Below are 17179 nucleotides of genomic sequence, written 5' to 3' on the forward strand. Positions count from 1 at the left end.
GCCGCAAGAGACCTATGGCTTCCCTCGAAAAGCTTTAGTTCGGCAGCCGGCTTTGCCGCCAGTCGCGCGGCGACAGGCCGTAATGGTCGCGGAACACGCGGCCGAAATGCGAGAGATCGTTAAAGCCCCAGGCGAATGCAATCTCGCCGATGTGACGATGCGCGTGCGCCGGCGAGGCGAGGTCGCGCTTGCAGCGCTCCAGCCGCTGCGCCAGCACGAAGCGCTGGAACGAGGTGTCCTCGTCGGCCAAAAGGCTGTTGACGTAGCGCGGCGAGATGCCGAGCGCGGCGGCGGTCTCGGTGAGGTTGAGCTCGGGGTTCGGCAGATGCGCGAGCACATGCGCCTTCAGCCGGTAGAGCAGCGCGGAGCGGTGGGTCGAGGCGGGCAGCGCGGCGCCGCCGAGCCGCTCGCTCATCGCCATCGCCAGCAAGTCGGCGGCCTGGTCGGCGAGGCGGATCGCGTTGTCAGGATCGAGCTTGTCGGCGATCTCGGAGAGCCCCGCGATGAACTGCCAGGCGAGCCGCTGCACGGGACGATCCGATGTGAACGTGGTCGCAGTTAAGCCCTGGGTGCCGGCAAAGCGCCGGTGCAGCATGGCGCGCGGCACCTGGAAGATGGTTTGCGTGAAGTCGGCGTTGAAGCGCAATTCATAGGGCCGGGTGGTGTCGTAGAACGCGAACTCGCCCGGTTGGATCACGGTCTCGCGGCCGTCCTGCAGCACGGCGCCCGCGCCACTCCGGCCGAGGGCGAACAGAACAAAATCCTCGCTGGCGCGAGCGATCCGCGACGGCGTACGCAGCACCCGTTGCTGGCCCGACGAGACGACCGAGCATTTCACCGCGCCCAGGTGCGCGCTGGTGATGGCGCCGTGGAAGGCGGTGCCGAGATCGGACTTGCAGTCGAGCTGCACGAACACGTCGCAGACGATGTCCTGCCAGAGCGCAAGGCGCCGATGGGTGGGCGCGTCTTCCGTGGTGAACAGGGCCGGCATGATTTCCTCCCTTCACGAGTGCAAACGCTGGCCACGAAAACAAAGCAAGCTTCATACCGGGGACGGCCGGGGAATCTCCTCCGCAGTCGAATTTTCCTTCCGTCCTGGTCGAACGGCGTGCCCGGTCTCGGGGCAGCATGATGTCAGAGGCCGCCATGGCCGATCAAGCACGAACCGGCCGGAAGCGTCGGCCGCGAGGAGGACATTATGGGCATCGAACATCCGAAATACCGCGTTGCGGTGGTGCAGGCCGCACCTGCCTGGCTCGACCTCGACGCCTCCATCGCCAAGTCCATCGCGCTGATCGAGGAGGCCGCCGCCAAAGGGGCGAAGCTGATCGCGTTCCCCGAGGCGTTCATCCCCGGCTATCCCTGGTACATCTGGCTGGACTCGCCGGCTTGGGCGATCGGGCGCGGTTTCGTGCAGCGCTATTTCGACAACTCGCTGAGCTACGACAGCCCGCAGGCCGAGAAGCTGCGGCTCGCGGTGAAGAAGGCCGGCATGACCGCGGTGCTCGGCCTGTCCGAGCGCGACGGCGGCAGCCTCTATCTCGCGCAATGGCTGATCGGGCCCGACGGCGAGACCATTGCGAAGCGGCGCAAGCTGCGGCCGACCCATGCCGAGCGCACCGTCTATGGCGAGGGCGACGGCAGCGACCTTGCCGTGCATGACCGTCCCGGCATCGGCCGGCTCGGCGCGCTGTGCTGCTGGGAGCATCTGCAGCCGCTGTCGAAATACGCGATGTACGCCCAGAACGAGCAGGTCCATGTCGCGGCCTGGCCGAGCTTCTCGCTGTACGATCCGTTCGCGCCGGCGCTCGGCTGGGAGGTCAACAACGCGGCCTCGCGGGTCTATGCGGTCGAGGGCTCGTGCTTCGTGCTGGCGCCCTGCGCCACGGTCTCGCAGGCGATGGTCGACGAGATGTGCGACCGCGACGACAAGCACGCGCTGCTGCATGTCGGCGGCGGACACGCCGCGATCTACGGGCCGGACGGCAGCGCGATCGCCGAGAAGCTGCCGCCCGAGCAGGAGGGCCTGCTGCTCGCCGATATCGATCTCGGCGCGATCGGGATCGCCAAGAACGCCGCCGATCCGGCCGGGCACTATTCGCGCCCCGATGTCACGCGTCTGCTGCTGAACAAGAAGCCTTCGAAGCGCGTCGAGCATTTCGCGCTGCCGCTCGACGTCGAAGAGATCGACGCGGCCGCGAGCTGAACAGACTACGGGCATGATCTTATCGGAAAACCGTTTCGCACTTTTCCGGATCATGCCCTGGGCGACATCCAACCGGAGGCGACTGCCATGGAATCCGCCATTCCATCTCATCTGCAGACAGTCCGATCGCGTCATCGGCGTGTGCCCGACGACTACGCGCCGCCTTATCCATCCTTCGTCGCGCGCCACAAGCCCGCGGTCACGCGCGTGATCATGGCCTATTTCGGCGTGCAATATCGCGGTGAGCGGAGCGCGGCGGCGACCGACGCGTTGGCATCGATCGCAAAACGCTTTGCCGGTGAGAACGGCCCGACGCATTGGGACCGTGCGCGATATGTCGACCAGGCCGGCTTCACCAACGTCGTCTCGGTCGCCTATTGGGACGACGCCGGGCGTTTCGACGCCTGGTTCGACGGTGCGCGCGAGGCCTGGACCGGCGGCGGCGCCACTGAGGGCGTCGGCCGCTTCATCGAGGTGCTGCGGCCGCATGTTGCGCGCTACGAGACGCTGTTCTCGTCGCTCGGTCGTCCGGAGGGCGTCGCGGTGCTTGCCGACGGCATGAGCGGCGAGGTGCAGGAGCACGCCTATTGGGGCGGTATGCGCGACCGTATCCCGCTGACGCAGACCGACGCGATGACGCCGGGCGGCGAGCCGCGCGTGATCCGCGACGGCGCACGCATCCGTGTGGTCGCGCATGACAATCTCTGCCTGATCCGCTCCGGACAGGACTGGAGCGATACCGAGGCAGCGGAACGCAAGATGTATCTCGACGATGTCGAGCCGGTGCTGCGCGAGGGCATGGATTTCCTGCGCGACGACGGCGTGCCGATCGGCTGCTACGCCAACCGCTACATGCGCGTTGTCGACGCGGAGGGGCGGTCGACCGAAAAGTCCTATGGCCAGAGCTGGTGGAAGAGCCTCGCCGCGCTGGAGCGCTGGGCGGAATCGCACCCGACCCATGTCAGGATTTTTGGCGCGGCGATGAAGTATCTCTCGACCTTGGGGCCGAACGCCAAGCTCAGGCTGTATCACGAGGTCACGGTGGCAGGCGCCGACGAGCAGTTCTTCGAATATCTCGGCTGCCATGAACGGACCGGCATGCTCACCGCCGTACAGGTCGCGGCGGCGCCATCCGCCTGAGAGCTCGCCTCAACATTGCTCCGTCATGGCCGGGCTTGTCCGCGCCATGCCAGCACGCTGCGGCTTCTCCGTGACTGACTGGTGTCTCTGGAATACCGGATCGCCCGGTCGAGCCGAGCGACGACGCCTTGAGTTGGCTAAGTGCTCGTGTCTAGCGCCGAGCCTTACGCCACGCGCTCGCGCAGGCCCTTGGCGACTTCCTTCTGCGCGTCGAACTCGCGGCGCAGGCGGGCCAGCTCCTCGGCGCTCAGCGCATCGGCGTTGCTGTAGTCGCGCTTCCAGGCAGCGTCCTCGCTCCAGCGCAGCGGCGACTGCACCATGGTCTGCGGGCCGGGCGCGGACTCCAGCACGCGCAGCGCCAGCTCCAGCGTGAACGCCTGCGAGGCGACGTCCTGCGGCTTGCCGGCGGAATTGCCGAGCGGGAAATCGGAGAACAGGAAACGCGGCACCGCGGCATGCTCGACGATATCCTTGGCGCAGCCCATCACGACCGTGGAAATCCCGTTGGCCTCGAGATGCCGCGCCACCAGGCTGACGGTCTGGTGGCAGACCGGGCAGTTCGGCACCAGCACCGCGGCGTCGACCTTGTCGTCACGGCAACGCTTGAGGATTTCGGGCGCGTCGGTCTCGATGGTGACGCGGTGGCTGCGGTTGGTCGGGGCGCCGAAGAAGCGCGGCGCGACGTCGCCGATCGTGCCGGCCGCGGCGAGGCGCTTCAGCTGTGCCAGCGGGAACCAGGTGCCGTTGTCGGTCGCCGTGGTGTGGGTGCGGTCATAGGCGATGTGCGAAATCCGCAGATCGTGCTGCTTTGACGTGTCGCCGTCATAGACCGCATAGAACTTGGCCCCGCCGTTGTATTTCGCGCCGGGACCCTGGTCGCCCCGTGCCGGATCGAACGGCGCCGCGGTCGTGATGATGGCGACCCGGGACTGGTTCAGCGGCTTCTTCAGGGGCTGGAACGGGGCGGAGGTGTAATGCGCCCAGCGGTAGGGGGTGGTGTAGCCGATCGCCGCGTAATAATCGCGGGTCCGCTTCATATAGCCGATCGGAGCGTCGTCATCGGGGGCAAAGCCGAGTTGATCGTCGGATGCTGCGGCCATTTTGCGCTCCCTTTTGCGCGCCATCATTTCAGTCCATAGCTAGACCACGAGCTTGCGGTGTCAAGCCGCGCCCGCACGGGAACAGAATTGCCATGCGAACCGGTCGTTGCGCCGCATTGGTCATGCTTGTGCTGCTGGTGCCGCCGGCCCGGGTCGGTGCGGAGGACGCTCCGGCCGCGGCTCCGGCGCCGCCGCCGGGCGCCGAGCAGCCGGCAGCGCCGCCCCCGGACAAGCCCGCTGAGAAGCCTGCGGCCGCGCCGGGGGAGCCGCCTGCGCCACCGCCGGGAGAGCAGGCCGCGCCATCGGCCGAGAAACCTGCCGCGCCCCCGGCGGATACGCCCGCGGCGGCAACTGACAAGCCCGCGGATGATGCGCGCGAGAGCGATACCCGCGAGGCGATGTGCCTGATGATCGAGTCGGCGGCGCGGGCCAACGATCTGCCGCTCGAATTCTTCGCACGCGTGATCTGGCAGGAGAGCCGCTTCCAGGCCGATGCGGTTGGTCCGATGACCCGCAACGGCCAGCGCGCGCAGGGCATCGCGCAATTCATGCCGGGCACAGCGAACGAGCGCGGGCTGCTCGATCCATTCAATCCGGTGCAGGCGCTGCCGAAGTCGGCCGAATTCCTCAGTGAGCTGCGCAACCAGTTCGGCAATCTCGGCCTCGCGGCGGCGGCCTACAATGCTGGCCCGCGCCGGATCCAGGACTGGCTCGCCGGCTCCGGCTACATGCCGCAGGAGACGCGCAATTACGTCTCCGCGATCACCGGCTCCAGCGTCGACGACTGGGCCGCCGCCGGGCGCAACGGCAAGATGCCACAGCGCGCGCCGACCAAGAGCTGCCGCGAGCTGATGGCGTTGCTGAAGCGCGCGCCCAACCCGTTCGTCGCAGGGCTCGAGCAGCACGTCACGCTGTCGGCGGCCAAGGTGTGGGGCGTCCAGCTCGCCGCCGGCTTCAGCCGCGACAAGGCGCTCGCGATGTATGCCCGCGCCATCAAGCGGCTGTCGAACGTGATCGGCGATCAGGATCCGAGCCTGCTTTCTTCGCGGCTGCGCACCCGCGGCAGCGCGACCTTTTACCAGGTGCGCATCGGCGCCGACACGCGCCCCGAGGCCGACGGCCTATGCAACCGCATTCGCAAGGCGGGCGGGGCGTGTTTCGTGCTGAAGAACAGGGCGTGATTGCTTTGATCCCGTAGCCCGGATGAAGCGAAGCGCAATCCGGGACAGCTCTCGCCGGTTGCAAAGGCGGCCCCGGATTTCGCTGGCGCTTCATCCGGGCTACCGAGGCGCATACCGGACCTGTGCCGTCTCTTGCTTGACCCTGCGTTGTCAGCGCCCTAAGCCGCCGCGATTGCAAAACCATCCGGTTCCCCGTGGCGCTTCCTCCGCTCGATTCTCCGCAATGGCACAACTCGTTCCGCGCCTTCCTATGGGGCGCGCGGTCGATCGGCGCGACCGTGCTGACCCTGGTGCTGTTTGCGACCTATCTCGGCATCGGCGCGCTGGCGCATGATTCCGGCTTCTCGCTGGGCTGGACGCTGGCGAGCACGGCGTTCGTCTGGGCTGGCCCTGCGCAGATCATCGTGATCACGACACTCGGCTCCGGCGCCACCGTGCTGCAATCGGCGATCGCGGTCACCGTCAGCGCGATCCGCCTGTTCCCGATGGTGGTCTCGGTGTTGCCGATGATGCGCACCGAACAGACCAAGCGGCGGCATCTGATCCTGGTGGCGCATCTCACCGCCGTGACGCTGTGGGTCGAATGCTTCCGCTTCCTGCCGCAGGTGCCGCGCAACCGGCGGATCGCCTTTATCCACGGGCTCGGCTGCGGGCTGGTCACCGTCTGCCTGATCGCCAACACGATCGGCTACATGCTCGCGGCCAACCTCACGCCGCTGTTCGCCGCCGGCATGCTGATGCTGACGCCGCTCGCCTTCCTGTTCTCGACCGCACGCAATTGCCGCGAGCTCGCCGATGTCATCGCGCTGGTGCTTGGCCTATTGCTGTTCCCGCTGGCGGCGATGCTGAACAGCGGCGTCGACATCCTGGTCAGCGGGGTCGTCGCGGGCACCATTGCCTATGCCGTGCACCGGGCGAGGGCAGGCATCGTCGGGGCGCGCGCATGAGCGGTTTCATCGGCGACTGGCACGCGCTCGCGATCCTGTTCGTCGCGGGCGTCATCCCCAACCAGATCTGGCGCATGCTCGGCCTGTGGTTCGGCGGCGGCATCGACGAGAACTCCGAGCTCTTGGTCTGGGTGAGGGCGGTCGCCACCGCGATCCTCGCCGGTATCATCGCGCAGATCGTGGTGCAGCCGCCGGGCGCGCTCGCCAGCGTGCCGGACTGGCTGCGCTACGGCGCCGTCGCCGCGGGCTTTGTCGTGTTCATGCTGGCGAGGAAATCGATCTTCGCCGGCGTGATCGCGGGCGAGATCGTCATGATCGCAGGCAAATACTGGCTCGGCTGATTGCGGCGTCCGCATTATCCGCTACTCTCGCTCCCCAAGAACAAGACAACGGGGAAACGGCATGCAGCGGCGCGCATCATCGCTAATCATTGTTGCTCTGACGGCGTTGCTGGCGGCGACGCTGCCGGCGCTTGCCGCGGATTATCCAACGCGGCCGATCAAGCTCGTGGTGCCGTATGCCGCCGGCGGGCCGACCGACGTGCTCGGCCGCATCGTCGGCGAATATCTCGGGCGCGATCTCAAGCAGGTGGTCGTGGTCGAGAACAAGGCCGGCGCGCAGGGTGCGATCGGCGCCGAGGCCGTGGCGCGCTCCGATCCCGACGGCTACACGCTGTTCGTGACGGCCGCCTCGATCTTCGTGCTCAATCCGCTGCTCTACAAGAAGCTGCCCTACGATCCGGCCAGGGATTTTCGCCTGCTGTCCGTGATCACGGACGCGCCGATGGTCATGGAGGTGCATCCCTCCGTGCCGGCGAAGACGATCGCGGAGTTCGTCGCCTACGCCAAGAAGAATCCCGGAAAACTTAATTTCGGATCCGCCGGCACCGGCGGCACGGTTCATCTCGCCGGCGAGATGTTCAAGCAGATGGCCGGCGTCGAGATGACCCACGTGCCGTACAAGGGCGCAGGACCCGCGCTGACCGATCTGCTGTCCGGCAACATCCAGCTGATGTTCGACACGCTCGGCACCGCGCTGCCGCCGGTCAAATCGGGCATGCTGCGGCCGCTCGGCGTCAGCTCGACCGAGCGCATCCCCGATTTGCCCGATCTGCCGACGATCGCCGAGAGCGGCTATCCCGATTATGCGGTCAGCGTCTGGTATGGTATCGCAGCGCCGTCGAAGGTGCCTGATGACATCGCCGACAAGATCAAGGCGAGCCTCGACCGGGCCTTGAACGACGAGGCGTTCCGCGCTTCGCTGCTCAAGATCGGTTTCCCGCCGCTGCGCGCGAAGAGCCAGGCCGAGATCGACAAGTTTGTGAATACCGATCGCGCGCGATGGGCGGGCGTGGTCAAGGCGCTGAACATATCGCTGGATTGACACATGGTACGTGAAATGGAACTGCGCCAGGGCGAGGTGGCCGTCGACATGCCGACGGCGCGCGATGCCGGGCTCGTCTTCATCGGCCGCATCCGCACGCCCTGGACCTCGCGGCTGGCGACGCCGCGGCAGGGGCGGCATGACGGCCCGGTGTGCCGGCTCGAGATTTTCGAGCCCTGGGTCGCCGCGATCAAGGGCGTCGATTTCTATTCAAATCTCGAGGTGCTGTACTGGCTGCATCAGTCGCGCCGCGACATCGTGCTGCAAAGCCCGAAGAACAACGGCAACACCCGCGGCACTTTCTCGCTGCGCTCGCCGGTGCGCCCCAATCCGATCGGCACCTCGGTCGTCAAGCTGGTCGGTGTCGAGGGCAATGTCATTTTGGTGCGCGGCCTCGACTGCCTCGACGAGACGCCGCTGATCGACGTCAAGCCGGACCGCTGCGAGTTTACCCCGCTCGCCCCGCCGCAGGCCGGGGACTTCGAGACGGAGTAGAATCTCTCAACTGTCATTCCGGGGCGATGCGAAGCATCGAACCCGGAATCTCGAGATTCCGGGTTCGCGCTCCGCACGCCCCGGAATGACGGCGGTGGGATTACTTCAACGCTGCGCTTAGCTTTGCCGCGCTCGCCTCCAGCACCTTGCCGTCTTCCTTGTGGCTCGCAGGCGGCAGCAGTGCGACGCCGTCCTTGCGTGGCATGACGTGCATGTGCAGATGGAACACGACCTGGCCACCGGCGGGCTCGTTGAATTGCTGCACCGTGATGCCGTCGGCTTCGAACGCCTTCATCGCGGCGGCGGCGATCTTGTGCGAGGCGCGCGCGACATGGGCGTAGTCGTCGGGCTTGATGTCGAGGATGTTGCGGGCAGGGGCCTTCGGAATGACGAGCGTGTGCCCCGGCGAGCGCGGCATGATGTCGAGGAACGCGAACACGTGCTCGTCCTCATAGACCTTGTAGCAGGGCAGCTCGCCGCGCAGGATCTTCGCGAAGATGTTGTTGTTGTCGTAGGCGGCGGGCATGGCGGCGGTTCCTCGATGATGCTGCTTTATTGCCTAGGTGGCGGCGGAGAGGTCAAGCGTCGTCGTCGACCGTCTTGCGGAACGGGCCGGCCTCGGCGAGTTCGCGGCCGACCTCGGCGACATAGTCGCGCTCGCGCTTGAGGTAATCGGCGATCGCCCGGCGCAGTCCGGGGTCGGCGATGAAATGCGCCGAATAAGTGGTCTGCGGCAGGTAGCCGCGCGCCAGCTTGTGCTCGCCCTGCGCGCCGGCCTCGACCACCTTGAGCCCGCGCTGAACTGCGAAATCGATCGCCTGGTAGTAGCAGACCTCGAAATGCAGGAATGGGTGGTGCTCGATCGCGCCCCAGTTGCGGCCGAACAGCGTGTCCGAGCCGATGAAGTTGATCGCACCCGCGATCCAGCGGCCGTTGCGCTTGGCCATCACCAGCAGCACGTCGCGGCTCATCGTCTCGCCGATCAGCGAGAAGAATTCTCGGGTCAGATACGGCCGGCCCCATTTGCGCGAGCCGGTCTCCATGTAGAATTCGAAGAACGCATCCCAGGCGTCCTCGGTGATGTCGGCGCCGGTGAGCCAGTGGATGGTGATCCCGGCGGCAACCGCCTCGCGGCGCTCGCGCTTGATGCCCTTGCGGTGGCGCGAGTTCAGCGAGCCGAGAAAGTCGTCGAAGGTCTTGTAGCCTTCATTGTGCCAGTGGAACTGCTGGTCGGTCCGCTGCAGGAAACCGTGGGCGCCGAGGAACCTGGCCTCGTCCTCGCGGGCGAACGTCACATGCACGGAGGAGGCCTCGGTGGCGTTGCAGAGTGCCCGCAGGCCTCGCGCCAGCGCCGAGCCGATCACCTCGCGGTCGACGCCGTCGCGGATCAACAGCCGCGGCCCGGTCGCGGGCGTGAAGGGGACCGACACCTGAAGCTTCGGGTAATAGCTGCCGCCGGCGCGGTGGTAGGCCTCGGCCCAGCCGCGATCGAACACGTATTCGCCCTGCGAGTGCGATTTCAGATAGCAGGGCACGACGCCAACGATCCGGCCATCGAGCTTCGCGATCAGATGCCGCGGGCCCCAGCCGGTTCGCGGGCAGGCCGAATTGGAGGCTTCGGCGGCGGCGAAAAAGGCGTGGGAAACGAATGGGTTATAGCTCGAACTTGCGGCGGTCTGGCAATCCTTTGCGGAACCGGGCGAGGCCAGCGTGTCGAGGTGATGGATGCTGTCCGCATCCGCCTTGGGATTGGCGCAGGCGTCCCATTCGGCGGCCGGAATGCCGCCGATGTCAGCCACAGCCTCTAGGGTGATTTCAGAAGACGCCATCGAGAATGAAGACCGGTGCCTCGTTTGAGCATGATCTTTCCGGAACAGCTGGCTCCACTTCCGGATCATGCCCCGCATTCCGCCATCGCCGATGACGACCAACCCTCGCCAACATCGTGCGTCGCTGCGACGAGTTCAAGACTGCAAGGGCATGTCTCGGACATGTCAGGTTCCCGGCACGAACCCCTCGAAGATCATCTGGTCGGCGTAGCGCGCCGCGCGCTCGCGCTGTTCCACCGTCCGCACGGTCCAGGCCAGCAGCGGACAGCCGAACACGTTGCGGGCGATCCACGGCTCCGGCGCCGGCAGCTGGTTGACCCAATAGGCGACGAAATGCGGCTCGGTCGTAAAGCCGTGCCGCAGGTAGAGCATGCTGTCGCGCTGCGCCGGCGTCAGCTTGTCCCAATGGCCGTCGTCATAGGTGCGCTGGGCTGTGATGCCGCGCGGCAGGTTCGGCATGATCTCGCGCAGCGCCAGCACCTGGTCGGGATCGAAGGACATGCCGACCACCGGGCCGGAATAGGACGCCAGCACCTCGGCCATCCGCCGCACCAGCTTGCGGTCGCCGTCGAAATGGCTCTTCACCTCGACCACCAGCGGCACGCGGCCGGCGACCAGCGCGCAGAGATCGCCGAGCGTCATCATCTGCTCGGCGGTGTCCTTGAACTTGACGGCCTTCAGTTCGGCCGCGGTCCTGGTTGCCAGCAGGCCCGCCCCCTCGGTGAGGCGGCCGAGCGCATCGTCGTGATGCACCATCGCCTCGCCGTCGGCGGTGAGCTGGATATCGCACTCGATGGCGAAGTTGCCGGCGACCGCGGCGGTGGCCGCGGCCGGCATGTTCTCGATGATGCCGCGCGCGGCATCATGCAGGCCGCGATGGGCGACCGGCCGTTTCGTCAGCCAATCAGGAGCGCGCATCGATCAGGCGACTTCGAACACGCCTTCGACTTCGACCGCGGCGTCCGCGGGCAGCGAGGCGACGCCGACGGTGGTGCGGGCATGGCGGCCCTTGTCGCCGAATGCTTCGACCATCAGGTCGGAGGCGCCGTTCAGCACCTTCGGCCCGTCAAAGAAGTCGGGCGCCGAATTGATGAAGCCGCCGAGCCGCACCACGCGCACGACCTTATCGAGGTCGCCGAGCGCGGCCTTGATCTGGGCCAGCAGGTTGATTGCGCAGCCGCGCGCGGCGGCGGCGCCCTGTTCGAGCGTGACGCCGGCGCCGAGCTTGCCCTTGGCGATCAGCTTGCCTTCGGCGTTGAAGCAGACCTGGCCGGACACGAACAGCAGGTTTCCGCTGCGGACGAAGGGGACATAGTTTGCGACCGGGGAGGTCGGCTCGGGAAGTGTGATGCCCTGTGATGCCAGTTTTTGTTCGACGGTACCCGCCATCTTTTGGTCCCCCAAATTGGATTGCACGAAGCCTGAAACGCGGTCAGGGCCAAGTTTGTTTCGATTGTTTCGCGCATCGTGCCGCCGGTTGCAAGCGACGGTAAGGTGAGGACAACGCGGCCATGAAGCGCCGAATCGCACGGAAAGCTGCTGAAAATGACGGCATTTTCGCTGCCTACATTGCCATTTTGTCAGACTTGCCCCAGTTGCGGCGCAATACCACCGTCACTATTGTGGCGAATCCCTGCCTCCTTGAGGAAACCATATGACCCTGCCGTTCCGGACTCCGTCGCGTGCCCTGGTGTTTGCGATCGCCGTTGCCGCAGGATCCGGCTTGGTTCAGGGGCCCGCGGTCGCTGCGGCAAGCGGGCCGTTTCTCGCGCATCAGGCGCTCTATGACCTCAGCCTGGTGAAATCGCGCGGCTCCAACTCGGTGAGCGATGCGCGCGGGCGCATCCTCTACAATTTCTCCGGCAACTCCTGCGAAGGCTATACCTCCGAATTCCGCCAGGTGTCCGAGCTCGACAGCGGCGAGGGCAAGGTGACGCTGTCCGATCTTCGCTCCACGTCCTGGGAGGACGCGTCGGGCAAAAGCTACCGCTTCAAGATCGATACGCGGATGAACGACAGCGAATCGTCGCCGGTCGACGGCATCGCCGAGCGGGTCGGCGATCATATCACCGTGAAGCTGACCCAGCCGGTGAAGAAGACGTTCAATATCGACGGCAAGATCGTGTTCCCGACCGAGCAGATCCAGCACATCATCGCCGCCGCCCGCGACGGCAAGTCGGTGCTCGAGCAGACCGTCTATGACGGCTCCGACAACGGCGAGAAGATCTACAACACGCTGACCGTGATCGGGCGGCCGATCACAGGCGACCGCGCGCCGTCATCGCCCGATCCGTCGACGGCGAGCAATGCGATGAAGGCCATGACGCGCTGGCCGGTGACGGTGAGCTATTACGACAGCGACGCGCGCGCGAAGGACGGCGAGCAGACGCCGGTCTACGCGATGTCGTTCGAACTGTACGAGAACGGCGTCTCCCGCGCGCTGGTACTGGACTACAACGATTTCGTGATCTCGGGCGCGCTGGACAAGTTCGACGTCAGGGATTCCAAACCCTGCAAGTGAGGGCTGGCTATCGCCACCCACTCAGCGTCGTCCCGGGCAAGCGAAGCGCGACCCGGGACCCATAACCACAGGGTTGAATTGTTAAACGGGCTGTGGCCCCAACGTCGCGCAACAATCACCTTCGGTGGTTATGGGTCCCGGCTTTCGCCGGGACGACGGCGGAGCAAGCCCGAGCACTCCACGACACCGCACTGGCCTGAACCGTCCGACACGAGTACGCTTCCCTAAACACGCGTGTCAGGGAGGCACCTCATGAGCGAGCTCGACCATCTTCGCCCTAGCGGCCTGCATCACAATCCGGCTTACTCCCACGTCGTCGTCGCCTCCGGCGCGCGCACGATCTACATTTCGGGACAGGTCTCCGTCGACGAGGAGGGCCGCGTGGTCGGCGCCGGCGATCTTGCGGCGCAGACGACGCAGGTGATGCAGAACCTCGGCATGGCGCTGAAGGCCGCCGGGGCCAGCTATTCCAATATCGTGAAGATCACGACCTTCGTCGTCGGCTACAAGCCGGAGCTCCGCCCGATCATCGGCAAGGCGCGCTCGGCATTCTTCGAGGGCATGGAGCCGCCGGCCTCTACGCTGGTCGGTGTCACCGCGCTCGCGGCGCCGGAATGGCTGATTGAGATCGAGGCGGTTGCGGTCGCGGATTGAGAAGGGCTGCGCAGTCGTCATGCGCGGGCTCGACCCGCGCATCCATCGCTTTTCAAAGAGTCCTCGTTGATGGATGGCCGGGTCAAGCCCGGCCATGACGACCGATTACTCCTCCGCGCTCTTCTGCGGCCCCTCATAGGCAATGCCCCTGATCACGGCGGCATTGCCGAATTTCTTGCGCAGATTGTCCATCGCGCGTTCGGCGTGCGCCGAGCGGCGGTCGAGCATGTCGGAATCGTTGGCCTGCGCGCCCGGGCGCAGCGCGCTGACGCCGGTGCCCATCAGGCGGAAGGCGGTGCCGTCGATTTCCTTCGCGAGCATCTCGCGCGAGACCGCAAAGATCTTGGCGGCAAGCTGGGTCGGGGTCTGGATCGATTGCGAACGGGTGCGCTGGCGGAAGTCCGCGGTCTTCAGCTTCAGCGTGATGGTGCAGCCCGAGAATTCGCTGGTCTTCAGCCGCGCCGAGACTTTCTCGGACAGTTTCCAGAGCAGCTTCTCCAGCGTTGCGAAGTCGCGGATGTCGGTCTCGAACGTGGTTTCGCTCGAGATCGTCTTGGCGCCGCGATCGGCCACCACGCTGCGGTCGTCGATGCCGCGCGCGAGCCGCCACAGCCGGCGGCCTTCGCTCGCGAACTGCTTCATCAATTCGTTCTCGTCGGCGCGCTGCAGGTCGGCGATGATGCGAAAGCCGCGCTGCACCAGCTTCTCCTGGGTCGCAGGGCCGACGCCGTAGATGAACCCGACCGGCTTGCTCGCCAGCATCTCGCGCGCCTCGTCCTGGTCGAGCGCGGCAAAGCCCCTCGGCTTGTCGAGGTCGGAAGCGATCTTGGCGAGGAACTTGTTGCAGGACAGCCCGACCGACACCGTGATGCCGATGTCGCGCTCGACATCGCGGGCGAATTTGGCGAGCACCTTGGCCGGGATCATGCCGTGGACGCGCTGCGTGCCGGCGAGATCGAGGAAGGCTTCGTCGATCGACAGCGGCTCGACCAGCGGCGTCAGCGCCTGCATCGCCTGCCGCACCTCGCGCCCGACCCGGACATACTTCGCCATGTCCGGCGGGATCACGGTCGCGTCCGGGCAGAGTTCCAGCGCCTTGAACATAGGCATCGCGGAGCGGACGCCGTAGGTGCGGGCGATATAGCAGGCGGCCGACACCACGCCGCGCTTGCCGCCGCCGATGATGACCGGGCGATCGGCGATCTCGGGATTGTCGCGCTTCTCGACGGTGGCATAGAACGCGTCGCAGTCGATATGCGCCAGCGCCAGCGCGGGTAGGGCGCGATGACGCACCAGCCGCGGCGAGCCGCAATGGCTGCACCGCTTCACCTTGATATCGAGATCGCCGAGGCAGTCTCGGCAGAAACTGAGGGGGCCGTCGGAAGCTGCCGCTGCCGTCGTCACGGCACGTCGCGCTCCCATTTCGGGTCGCCCAGCGCCTGGTGGGCGGCGGCGATATTGGTCGGATGTAGTTCCGAGGCCTTGGCAAACGCTTTCACGGTGGCGTCGTCGCGCATCACGAAATCGAGCACGCTCGCAAGAAATTGAGGATCGGACGCGGCGTTCCGCAGCGTCTCTGGACCGATTCCGGTTTCGGCCAGGAACAAGCCCAGCCGCTCGGGATCGCCGGCAATGAAGCCGAGCGCCTGAATCGCAACGATTTCAGCAACTTCCCGGGGGTTGTGAACAGGCTTTTTCAACGCGCCGGTTTGCCTTTCCGTTAACTTATGGTCTCTATTGAGAGGCCCATCATGCCCGAGTCTTCCGCATGTGTTCAAGCAACGGAAACCACGCTGCGGAAGTTGGACTTCGGGTTAACGGGTTAGAGCGATTCTGGCGCTAGTTTGAATTCACATTTTCGACGCGCCCCGAGCGCGGTGCGTGAGGTACCGCAGCCGGGCCCGTCTCCTGGGTTTGGGAGGGACGGGATGGCCAAAACCGTCCTGATCGTGGAGGACAACGAGCTCAACATGAAGCTCTTTCGCGATCTGTTGGAAGCGCACGGCTATCAGACTTCGGGCACCAGCAATGGCTTCGAAGCGCTCGACCTTGTCCGCAAGCTGCGCCCCGACCTTATCCTGATGGACATCCAGCTACCCCAGGTTTCCGGTCTCGAGGTCACGCGCTGGATCAAGGACGATCCTGATCTGCGCGCAATTCCGGTGGTCGCGGTCACCGCCTTCGCCATGAAGGGCGACGAAGAACGCATCCGCGAGGGCGGCTGCGAAGCCTATTTGTCCAAGCCGATCTCGGTCGGCAAATTTATTGAGACTGTCCGACGCTTTATCGGATAGGGGAGTTGTGGTGCAATGTCCGCGCGTATCCTCGTCGTCGATGACGTTCCGGCGAACGTCAAGTTGTTGGAAGCCCGTCTGTCAGCCGAATATTTCGATGTGCTGACTGCCTCCAACGGGACTGAGGCACTGGAAATCTGTGCACGCGCCGAATGCGACATCATCCTGCTCGACGTCATGATGCCCGACATGGATGGCTTCGAGGTCTGCCGCCGGCTGAAGTCGAATCCGGCGACCCATTTCATTCCGGTCGTCATCGTCACCGCGCTCGACAGCCCGGCCGATCGCGTGCGCGGCCTTGAAGCCGGCGCCGATGACTTCCTGACCAAACCGGTGTCCGACGTCGTGCTGATCGCGCGTGTGCGCTCGCTGACGCGGCTGAAGATGATGACCGACGAGTTGCGCATGCGCGCCATCACCTCGCTTGAGATCGGCATGCAGGCGCCCGAGCGCAGCGCGATCGCCGACAAGGGAACCGGCGGCCGCATTCTTCTGGTCGACGACCGGCCGTCGTCCTACGAGAAGCTGGCGCCGATCCTCTCGGCCGAGCATACCGTCGACGTCGAGATCAATCCGTCGGAAGCCTTGTTCCACGCCGCCGAGGGCAATTACGACTTGCTGATCGTGTCGCTCAGCCTCGACAATTACGACGGCCTGCGGCTGTGCAGCCAGGCCCGCTCGCTGGAGCGCACGCGCCAGGTCCCGATCCTCGCCATCTCGGATGCGGACAACAACACGCGGCTGATGCGCGGGCTCGAGATCGGCGTCAACGACTACCTGCTGCGGCCGGTCGACAAGAACGAACTGTTGGCGCGGGCACGCACCCAGATCCGCCGCCGCCGCTACACCGATCATCTGCGCGACAATGTCCAGAACTCGATCGAGATGGCGATCACGGATGCGCTGACCGGTCTCAACAACCGGCGCTACATGGAGAGCCACCTCGCGACGCTGGCGGAGCAGGCCTCGATCCGCGGCAAGCCGCTGGCGCTGATGATCCTCGACATCGACTACTTCAAGGCGATCAACGACACCTATGGCCACGATGCCGGCGACGACGTGCTGCGCGAATTCGCGGTCCGTATCCGCAAGTCGATCCGCGGCATTGATCTCGCCTGCCGCTATGGCGGCGAGGAGTTCGTCATCGTGATGCCCGAGACCGACTTGCATGTCGCCGGCATGGTCGCCGAGCGGCTGCGCCGCTCGATCGCGGGCGAGCCCTTCACCGTCGACAAGGGCGGCAAGCGGATCACCGTCACGATCTCGATCGGTCTCACCACGCTGGAGCGCAAGGGCGAGCAGGTCGCCGATGTGCTCAAGCGCGCCGACACCGCGCTCTATCGCGCCAAGCATGACGGCCGCAACCGCGTGGTGTCTGCGGCAGCGTAGCGCGATCTCGTAGCCCGGATGCAGCGAAGCGCAATCCGGG

At 65.8% G+C, this 17179-nt stretch carries 20 protein-coding genes; 12 read left to right on the forward strand and 8 right to left on the reverse strand.

Translation table 11 applies throughout. The features are described from left to right. Positions 1 to 34 precede the first annotated feature (34 nt). Positions 35 to 991: an AraC-like ligand-binding domain-containing protein gene (locus QA635_RS19795; protein ID WP_283071167.1), complete on the reverse strand. Its 957-nt coding sequence runs from the start codon at positions 989 to 991 to the stop codon at positions 35 to 37. A gap of 207 nt (positions 992 to 1198) precedes the next feature. Between QA635_RS19795 and QA635_RS19800 the strand changes: the two genes are divergently transcribed. Both QA635_RS19800 and QA635_RS19805 read left to right on the forward strand, forming a co-directional pair. Then, on the forward strand, positions 1199 to 2206 hold the full coding sequence (locus QA635_RS19800; protein WP_283071172.1) for a carbon-nitrogen hydrolase family protein: 1008 nt from the start codon (positions 1199 to 1201) through the stop codon (positions 2204 to 2206). Positions 2207 to 2293: 87 nt separating this feature from the next. Further along, positions 2294 to 3346, forward strand: coding sequence for a phenylacetaldoxime dehydratase family protein (locus QA635_RS19805; RefSeq protein WP_283071174.1), 1053 nt, complete (start codon positions 2294 to 2296; stop codon positions 3344 to 3346). A 164-nt stretch (positions 3347 to 3510) separates the two neighbouring features. On the opposite strand, the gene QA635_RS19810 is transcribed toward QA635_RS19805, so the two are convergent. Continuing rightward, on the reverse strand, positions 3511 to 4446 hold the full coding sequence (locus tag QA635_RS19810; RefSeq protein ID WP_283071176.1) for a glycine/sarcosine/betaine reductase selenoprotein B family protein: 936 nt from the start codon (positions 4444 to 4446) through the stop codon (positions 3511 to 3513). A 92-nt stretch (positions 4447 to 4538) separates the two neighbouring features. On the opposite strand from QA635_RS19810, the gene QA635_RS19815 reads away from it, so the two are divergent. From QA635_RS19815 to tsaA, 5 genes are all read left to right on the forward strand, one after another. Then, a complete protein-coding gene (locus QA635_RS19815) occupies positions 4539 to 5627 on the forward strand; it encodes a lytic transglycosylase domain-containing protein (RefSeq protein WP_283071178.1) in 1089 nt (362 codons plus the stop codon). Positions 5628 to 5821: 194 nt separating this feature from the next. Further along, positions 5822 to 6574, forward strand: a complete 753-nt coding sequence (locus QA635_RS19820; RefSeq protein ID WP_283071179.1) for an AzlC family ABC transporter permease — start codon at positions 5822 to 5824, stop codon at positions 6572 to 6574. Continuing rightward, positions 6571 to 6915, forward strand: a complete 345-nt coding sequence (locus tag QA635_RS19825; protein WP_028336400.1) for an AzlD domain-containing protein — start codon at positions 6571 to 6573, stop codon at positions 6913 to 6915. The genes QA635_RS19820 and QA635_RS19825 overlap by 4 nt, the downstream gene beginning before the upstream one ends. 61 nt (positions 6916 to 6976) lie before the next feature. Continuing rightward, positions 6977 to 7957: a Bug family tripartite tricarboxylate transporter substrate binding protein gene (locus QA635_RS19830; protein WP_283071180.1), complete on the forward strand. Its 981-nt coding sequence runs from the start codon at positions 6977 to 6979 to the stop codon at positions 7955 to 7957. A 3-nt stretch (positions 7958 to 7960) separates the two neighbouring features. Then, positions 7961 to 8452 carry a tRNA (N6-threonylcarbamoyladenosine(37)-N6)-methyltransferase TrmO gene (gene tsaA / locus QA635_RS19835; protein ID WP_283071182.1) on the forward strand — a complete coding sequence of 164 codons (492 nt, stop codon included), beginning with the start codon at positions 7961 to 7963 and terminating at the stop codon, positions 8450 to 8452. A gap of 100 nt (positions 8453 to 8552) precedes the next feature. Here the strand turns inward: tsaA and QA635_RS19840 are convergent, their stop codons facing one another. The 4 genes from QA635_RS19840 to QA635_RS19855 all read right to left on the reverse strand — a co-directional run bounded on the left by QA635_RS19840 (position 8553) and on the right by QA635_RS19855 (position 11670). After that, the gene (locus tag QA635_RS19840) at positions 8553 to 8978 is read right to left on the reverse strand and encodes an HIT family protein (protein ID WP_253639701.1); all 426 of its coding nucleotides are present in this window, start codon (positions 8976 to 8978) and stop codon (positions 8553 to 8555) included. 52 nt (positions 8979 to 9030) lie between these two features. After that, positions 9031 to 10281: a GNAT family N-acetyltransferase gene (locus tag QA635_RS19845; RefSeq protein ID WP_283071185.1), complete on the reverse strand. Its 1251-nt coding sequence runs from the start codon at positions 10279 to 10281 to the stop codon at positions 9031 to 9033. Positions 10282 to 10446: 165 nt separating this feature from the next. Further along, a complete protein-coding gene (locus QA635_RS19850; RefSeq protein ID WP_092078215.1) occupies positions 10447 to 11199 on the reverse strand; it encodes a glycerophosphodiester phosphodiesterase in 753 nt (250 codons plus the stop codon). A gap of 3 nt (positions 11200 to 11202) precedes the next feature. Beyond that, positions 11203 to 11670: a RidA family protein gene (locus QA635_RS19855; protein WP_016845428.1), complete on the reverse strand. Its 468-nt coding sequence runs from the start codon at positions 11668 to 11670 to the stop codon at positions 11203 to 11205. Between the two features lie 122 nt (positions 11671 to 11792). Between QA635_RS19855 and QA635_RS19860 the strand changes: the two genes are divergently transcribed. The 3 genes from QA635_RS19860 (at position 11793) to QA635_RS19870 (ending at position 13456) form a co-directional block, all read left to right on the forward strand. Beyond that, the gene (locus tag QA635_RS19860; protein ID WP_283071187.1) at positions 11793 to 11939 is read left to right on the forward strand and encodes a hypothetical protein; all 147 of its coding nucleotides are present in this window, start codon (positions 11793 to 11795) and stop codon (positions 11937 to 11939) included. After that, entirely contained in the window at positions 11936 to 12802 is an 867-nt protein-coding gene (locus QA635_RS19865) for a cell envelope integrity EipB family protein (protein WP_057020803.1), read from the forward strand. The genes QA635_RS19860 and QA635_RS19865 overlap by 4 nt, the downstream gene beginning before the upstream one ends. Before the next feature lie 252 nt (positions 12803 to 13054). After that, the gene (locus QA635_RS19870; protein WP_253590036.1) at positions 13055 to 13456 is read left to right on the forward strand and encodes a RidA family protein; all 402 of its coding nucleotides are present in this window, start codon (positions 13055 to 13057) and stop codon (positions 13454 to 13456) included. Positions 13457 to 13561: 105 nt separating this feature from the next. Here QA635_RS19870 and QA635_RS19875 read toward each other — a convergent pair whose 3' ends face one another. Next, positions 13562 to 14878, reverse strand: a complete 1317-nt coding sequence (locus tag QA635_RS19875) for a DNA polymerase IV (RefSeq protein WP_283071191.1) — start codon at positions 14876 to 14878, stop codon at positions 13562 to 13564. After that, entirely contained in the window at positions 14857 to 15156 is a 300-nt protein-coding gene (locus QA635_RS19880; RefSeq protein ID WP_225646969.1) for a DUF3572 domain-containing protein, read from the reverse strand. The genes QA635_RS19875 and QA635_RS19880 overlap by 22 nt, the downstream gene beginning before the upstream one ends. Positions 15157 to 15384: 228 nt before the next feature. On the opposite strand from QA635_RS19880, the gene QA635_RS19885 reads away from it, so the two are divergent. Both QA635_RS19885 and QA635_RS19890 read left to right on the forward strand, forming a co-directional pair. Further along, positions 15385 to 15750 (forward strand): response regulator, encoded by a 366-nt coding sequence (locus tag QA635_RS19885; RefSeq protein ID WP_028336390.1) that lies wholly within the window; start codon positions 15385 to 15387, stop codon positions 15748 to 15750. A gap of 15 nt (positions 15751 to 15765) precedes the next feature. Further along, positions 15766 to 17139 carry a PleD family two-component system response regulator gene (locus QA635_RS19890; protein WP_283071193.1) on the forward strand — a complete coding sequence of 458 codons (1374 nt, stop codon included), beginning with the start codon at positions 15766 to 15768 and terminating at the stop codon, positions 17137 to 17139. Positions 17140 to 17179 lie beyond the last annotated feature (40 nt).

Source organism: Bradyrhizobium brasilense, assembly GCF_029714345.1.
GTDB lineage: Bacteria > Pseudomonadota > Alphaproteobacteria > Rhizobiales > Xanthobacteraceae > Bradyrhizobium > Bradyrhizobium australafricanum.

Coding starts and splice junctions, on each gene's coding strand:
- QA635_RS19795 (WP_283071167.1), bottom strand. CDS start 991: ATGCCGGCCCTGTTCACCACGGAAGACGCGCCCACCCATCGGCGCCTT.
- QA635_RS19800 (WP_283071172.1), top strand. CDS start 1,199: ATGGGCATCGAACATCCGAAATACCGCGTTGCGGTGGTGCAGGCCGCA.
- QA635_RS19805 (WP_283071174.1), top strand. CDS start 2,294: ATGGAATCCGCCATTCCATCTCATCTGCAGACAGTCCGATCGCGTCAT.
- QA635_RS19810 (WP_283071176.1), bottom strand. CDS start 4,446: ATGGCCGCAGCATCCGACGATCAACTCGGCTTTGCCCCCGATGACGAC.
- QA635_RS19815 (WP_283071178.1), top strand. CDS start 4,539: ATGCGAACCGGTCGTTGCGCCGCATTGGTCATGCTTGTGCTGCTGGTG.
- QA635_RS19825 (WP_028336400.1), top strand. CDS start 6,571: ATGAGCGGTTTCATCGGCGACTGGCACGCGCTCGCGATCCTGTTCGTC.
- QA635_RS19830 (WP_283071180.1), top strand. CDS start 6,977: ATGCAGCGGCGCGCATCATCGCTAATCATTGTTGCTCTGACGGCGTTG.
- tsaA (WP_283071182.1), top strand. CDS start 7,961: ATGGTACGTGAAATGGAACTGCGCCAGGGCGAGGTGGCCGTCGACATG.
- QA635_RS19840 (WP_253639701.1), bottom strand. CDS start 8,978: ATGCCCGCCGCCTACGACAACAACAACATCTTCGCGAAGATCCTGCGC.
- QA635_RS19845 (WP_283071185.1), bottom strand. CDS start 10,281: ATGGCGTCTTCTGAAATCACCCTAGAGGCTGTGGCTGACATCGGCGGC.
- QA635_RS19850 (WP_092078215.1), bottom strand. CDS start 11,199: ATGCGCGCTCCTGATTGGCTGACGAAACGGCCGGTCGCCCATCGCGGC.
- QA635_RS19855 (WP_016845428.1), bottom strand. CDS start 11,670: ATGGCGGGTACCGTCGAACAAAAACTGGCATCACAGGGCATCACACTT.
- QA635_RS19860 (WP_283071187.1), top strand. CDS start 11,793: ATGAAGCGCCGAATCGCACGGAAAGCTGCTGAAAATGACGGCATTTTC.
- QA635_RS19865 (WP_057020803.1), top strand. CDS start 11,936: ATGACCCTGCCGTTCCGGACTCCGTCGCGTGCCCTGGTGTTTGCGATC.
- QA635_RS19870 (WP_253590036.1), top strand. CDS start 13,055: ATGAGCGAGCTCGACCATCTTCGCCCTAGCGGCCTGCATCACAATCCG.
- QA635_RS19875 (WP_283071191.1), bottom strand. CDS start 14,878: ATGGGAGCGCGACGTGCCGTGACGACGGCAGCGGCAGCTTCCGACGGC.
- QA635_RS19885 (WP_028336390.1), top strand. CDS start 15,385: ATGGCCAAAACCGTCCTGATCGTGGAGGACAACGAGCTCAACATGAAG.
- QA635_RS19890 (WP_283071193.1), top strand. CDS start 15,766: ATGTCCGCGCGTATCCTCGTCGTCGATGACGTTCCGGCGAACGTCAAG.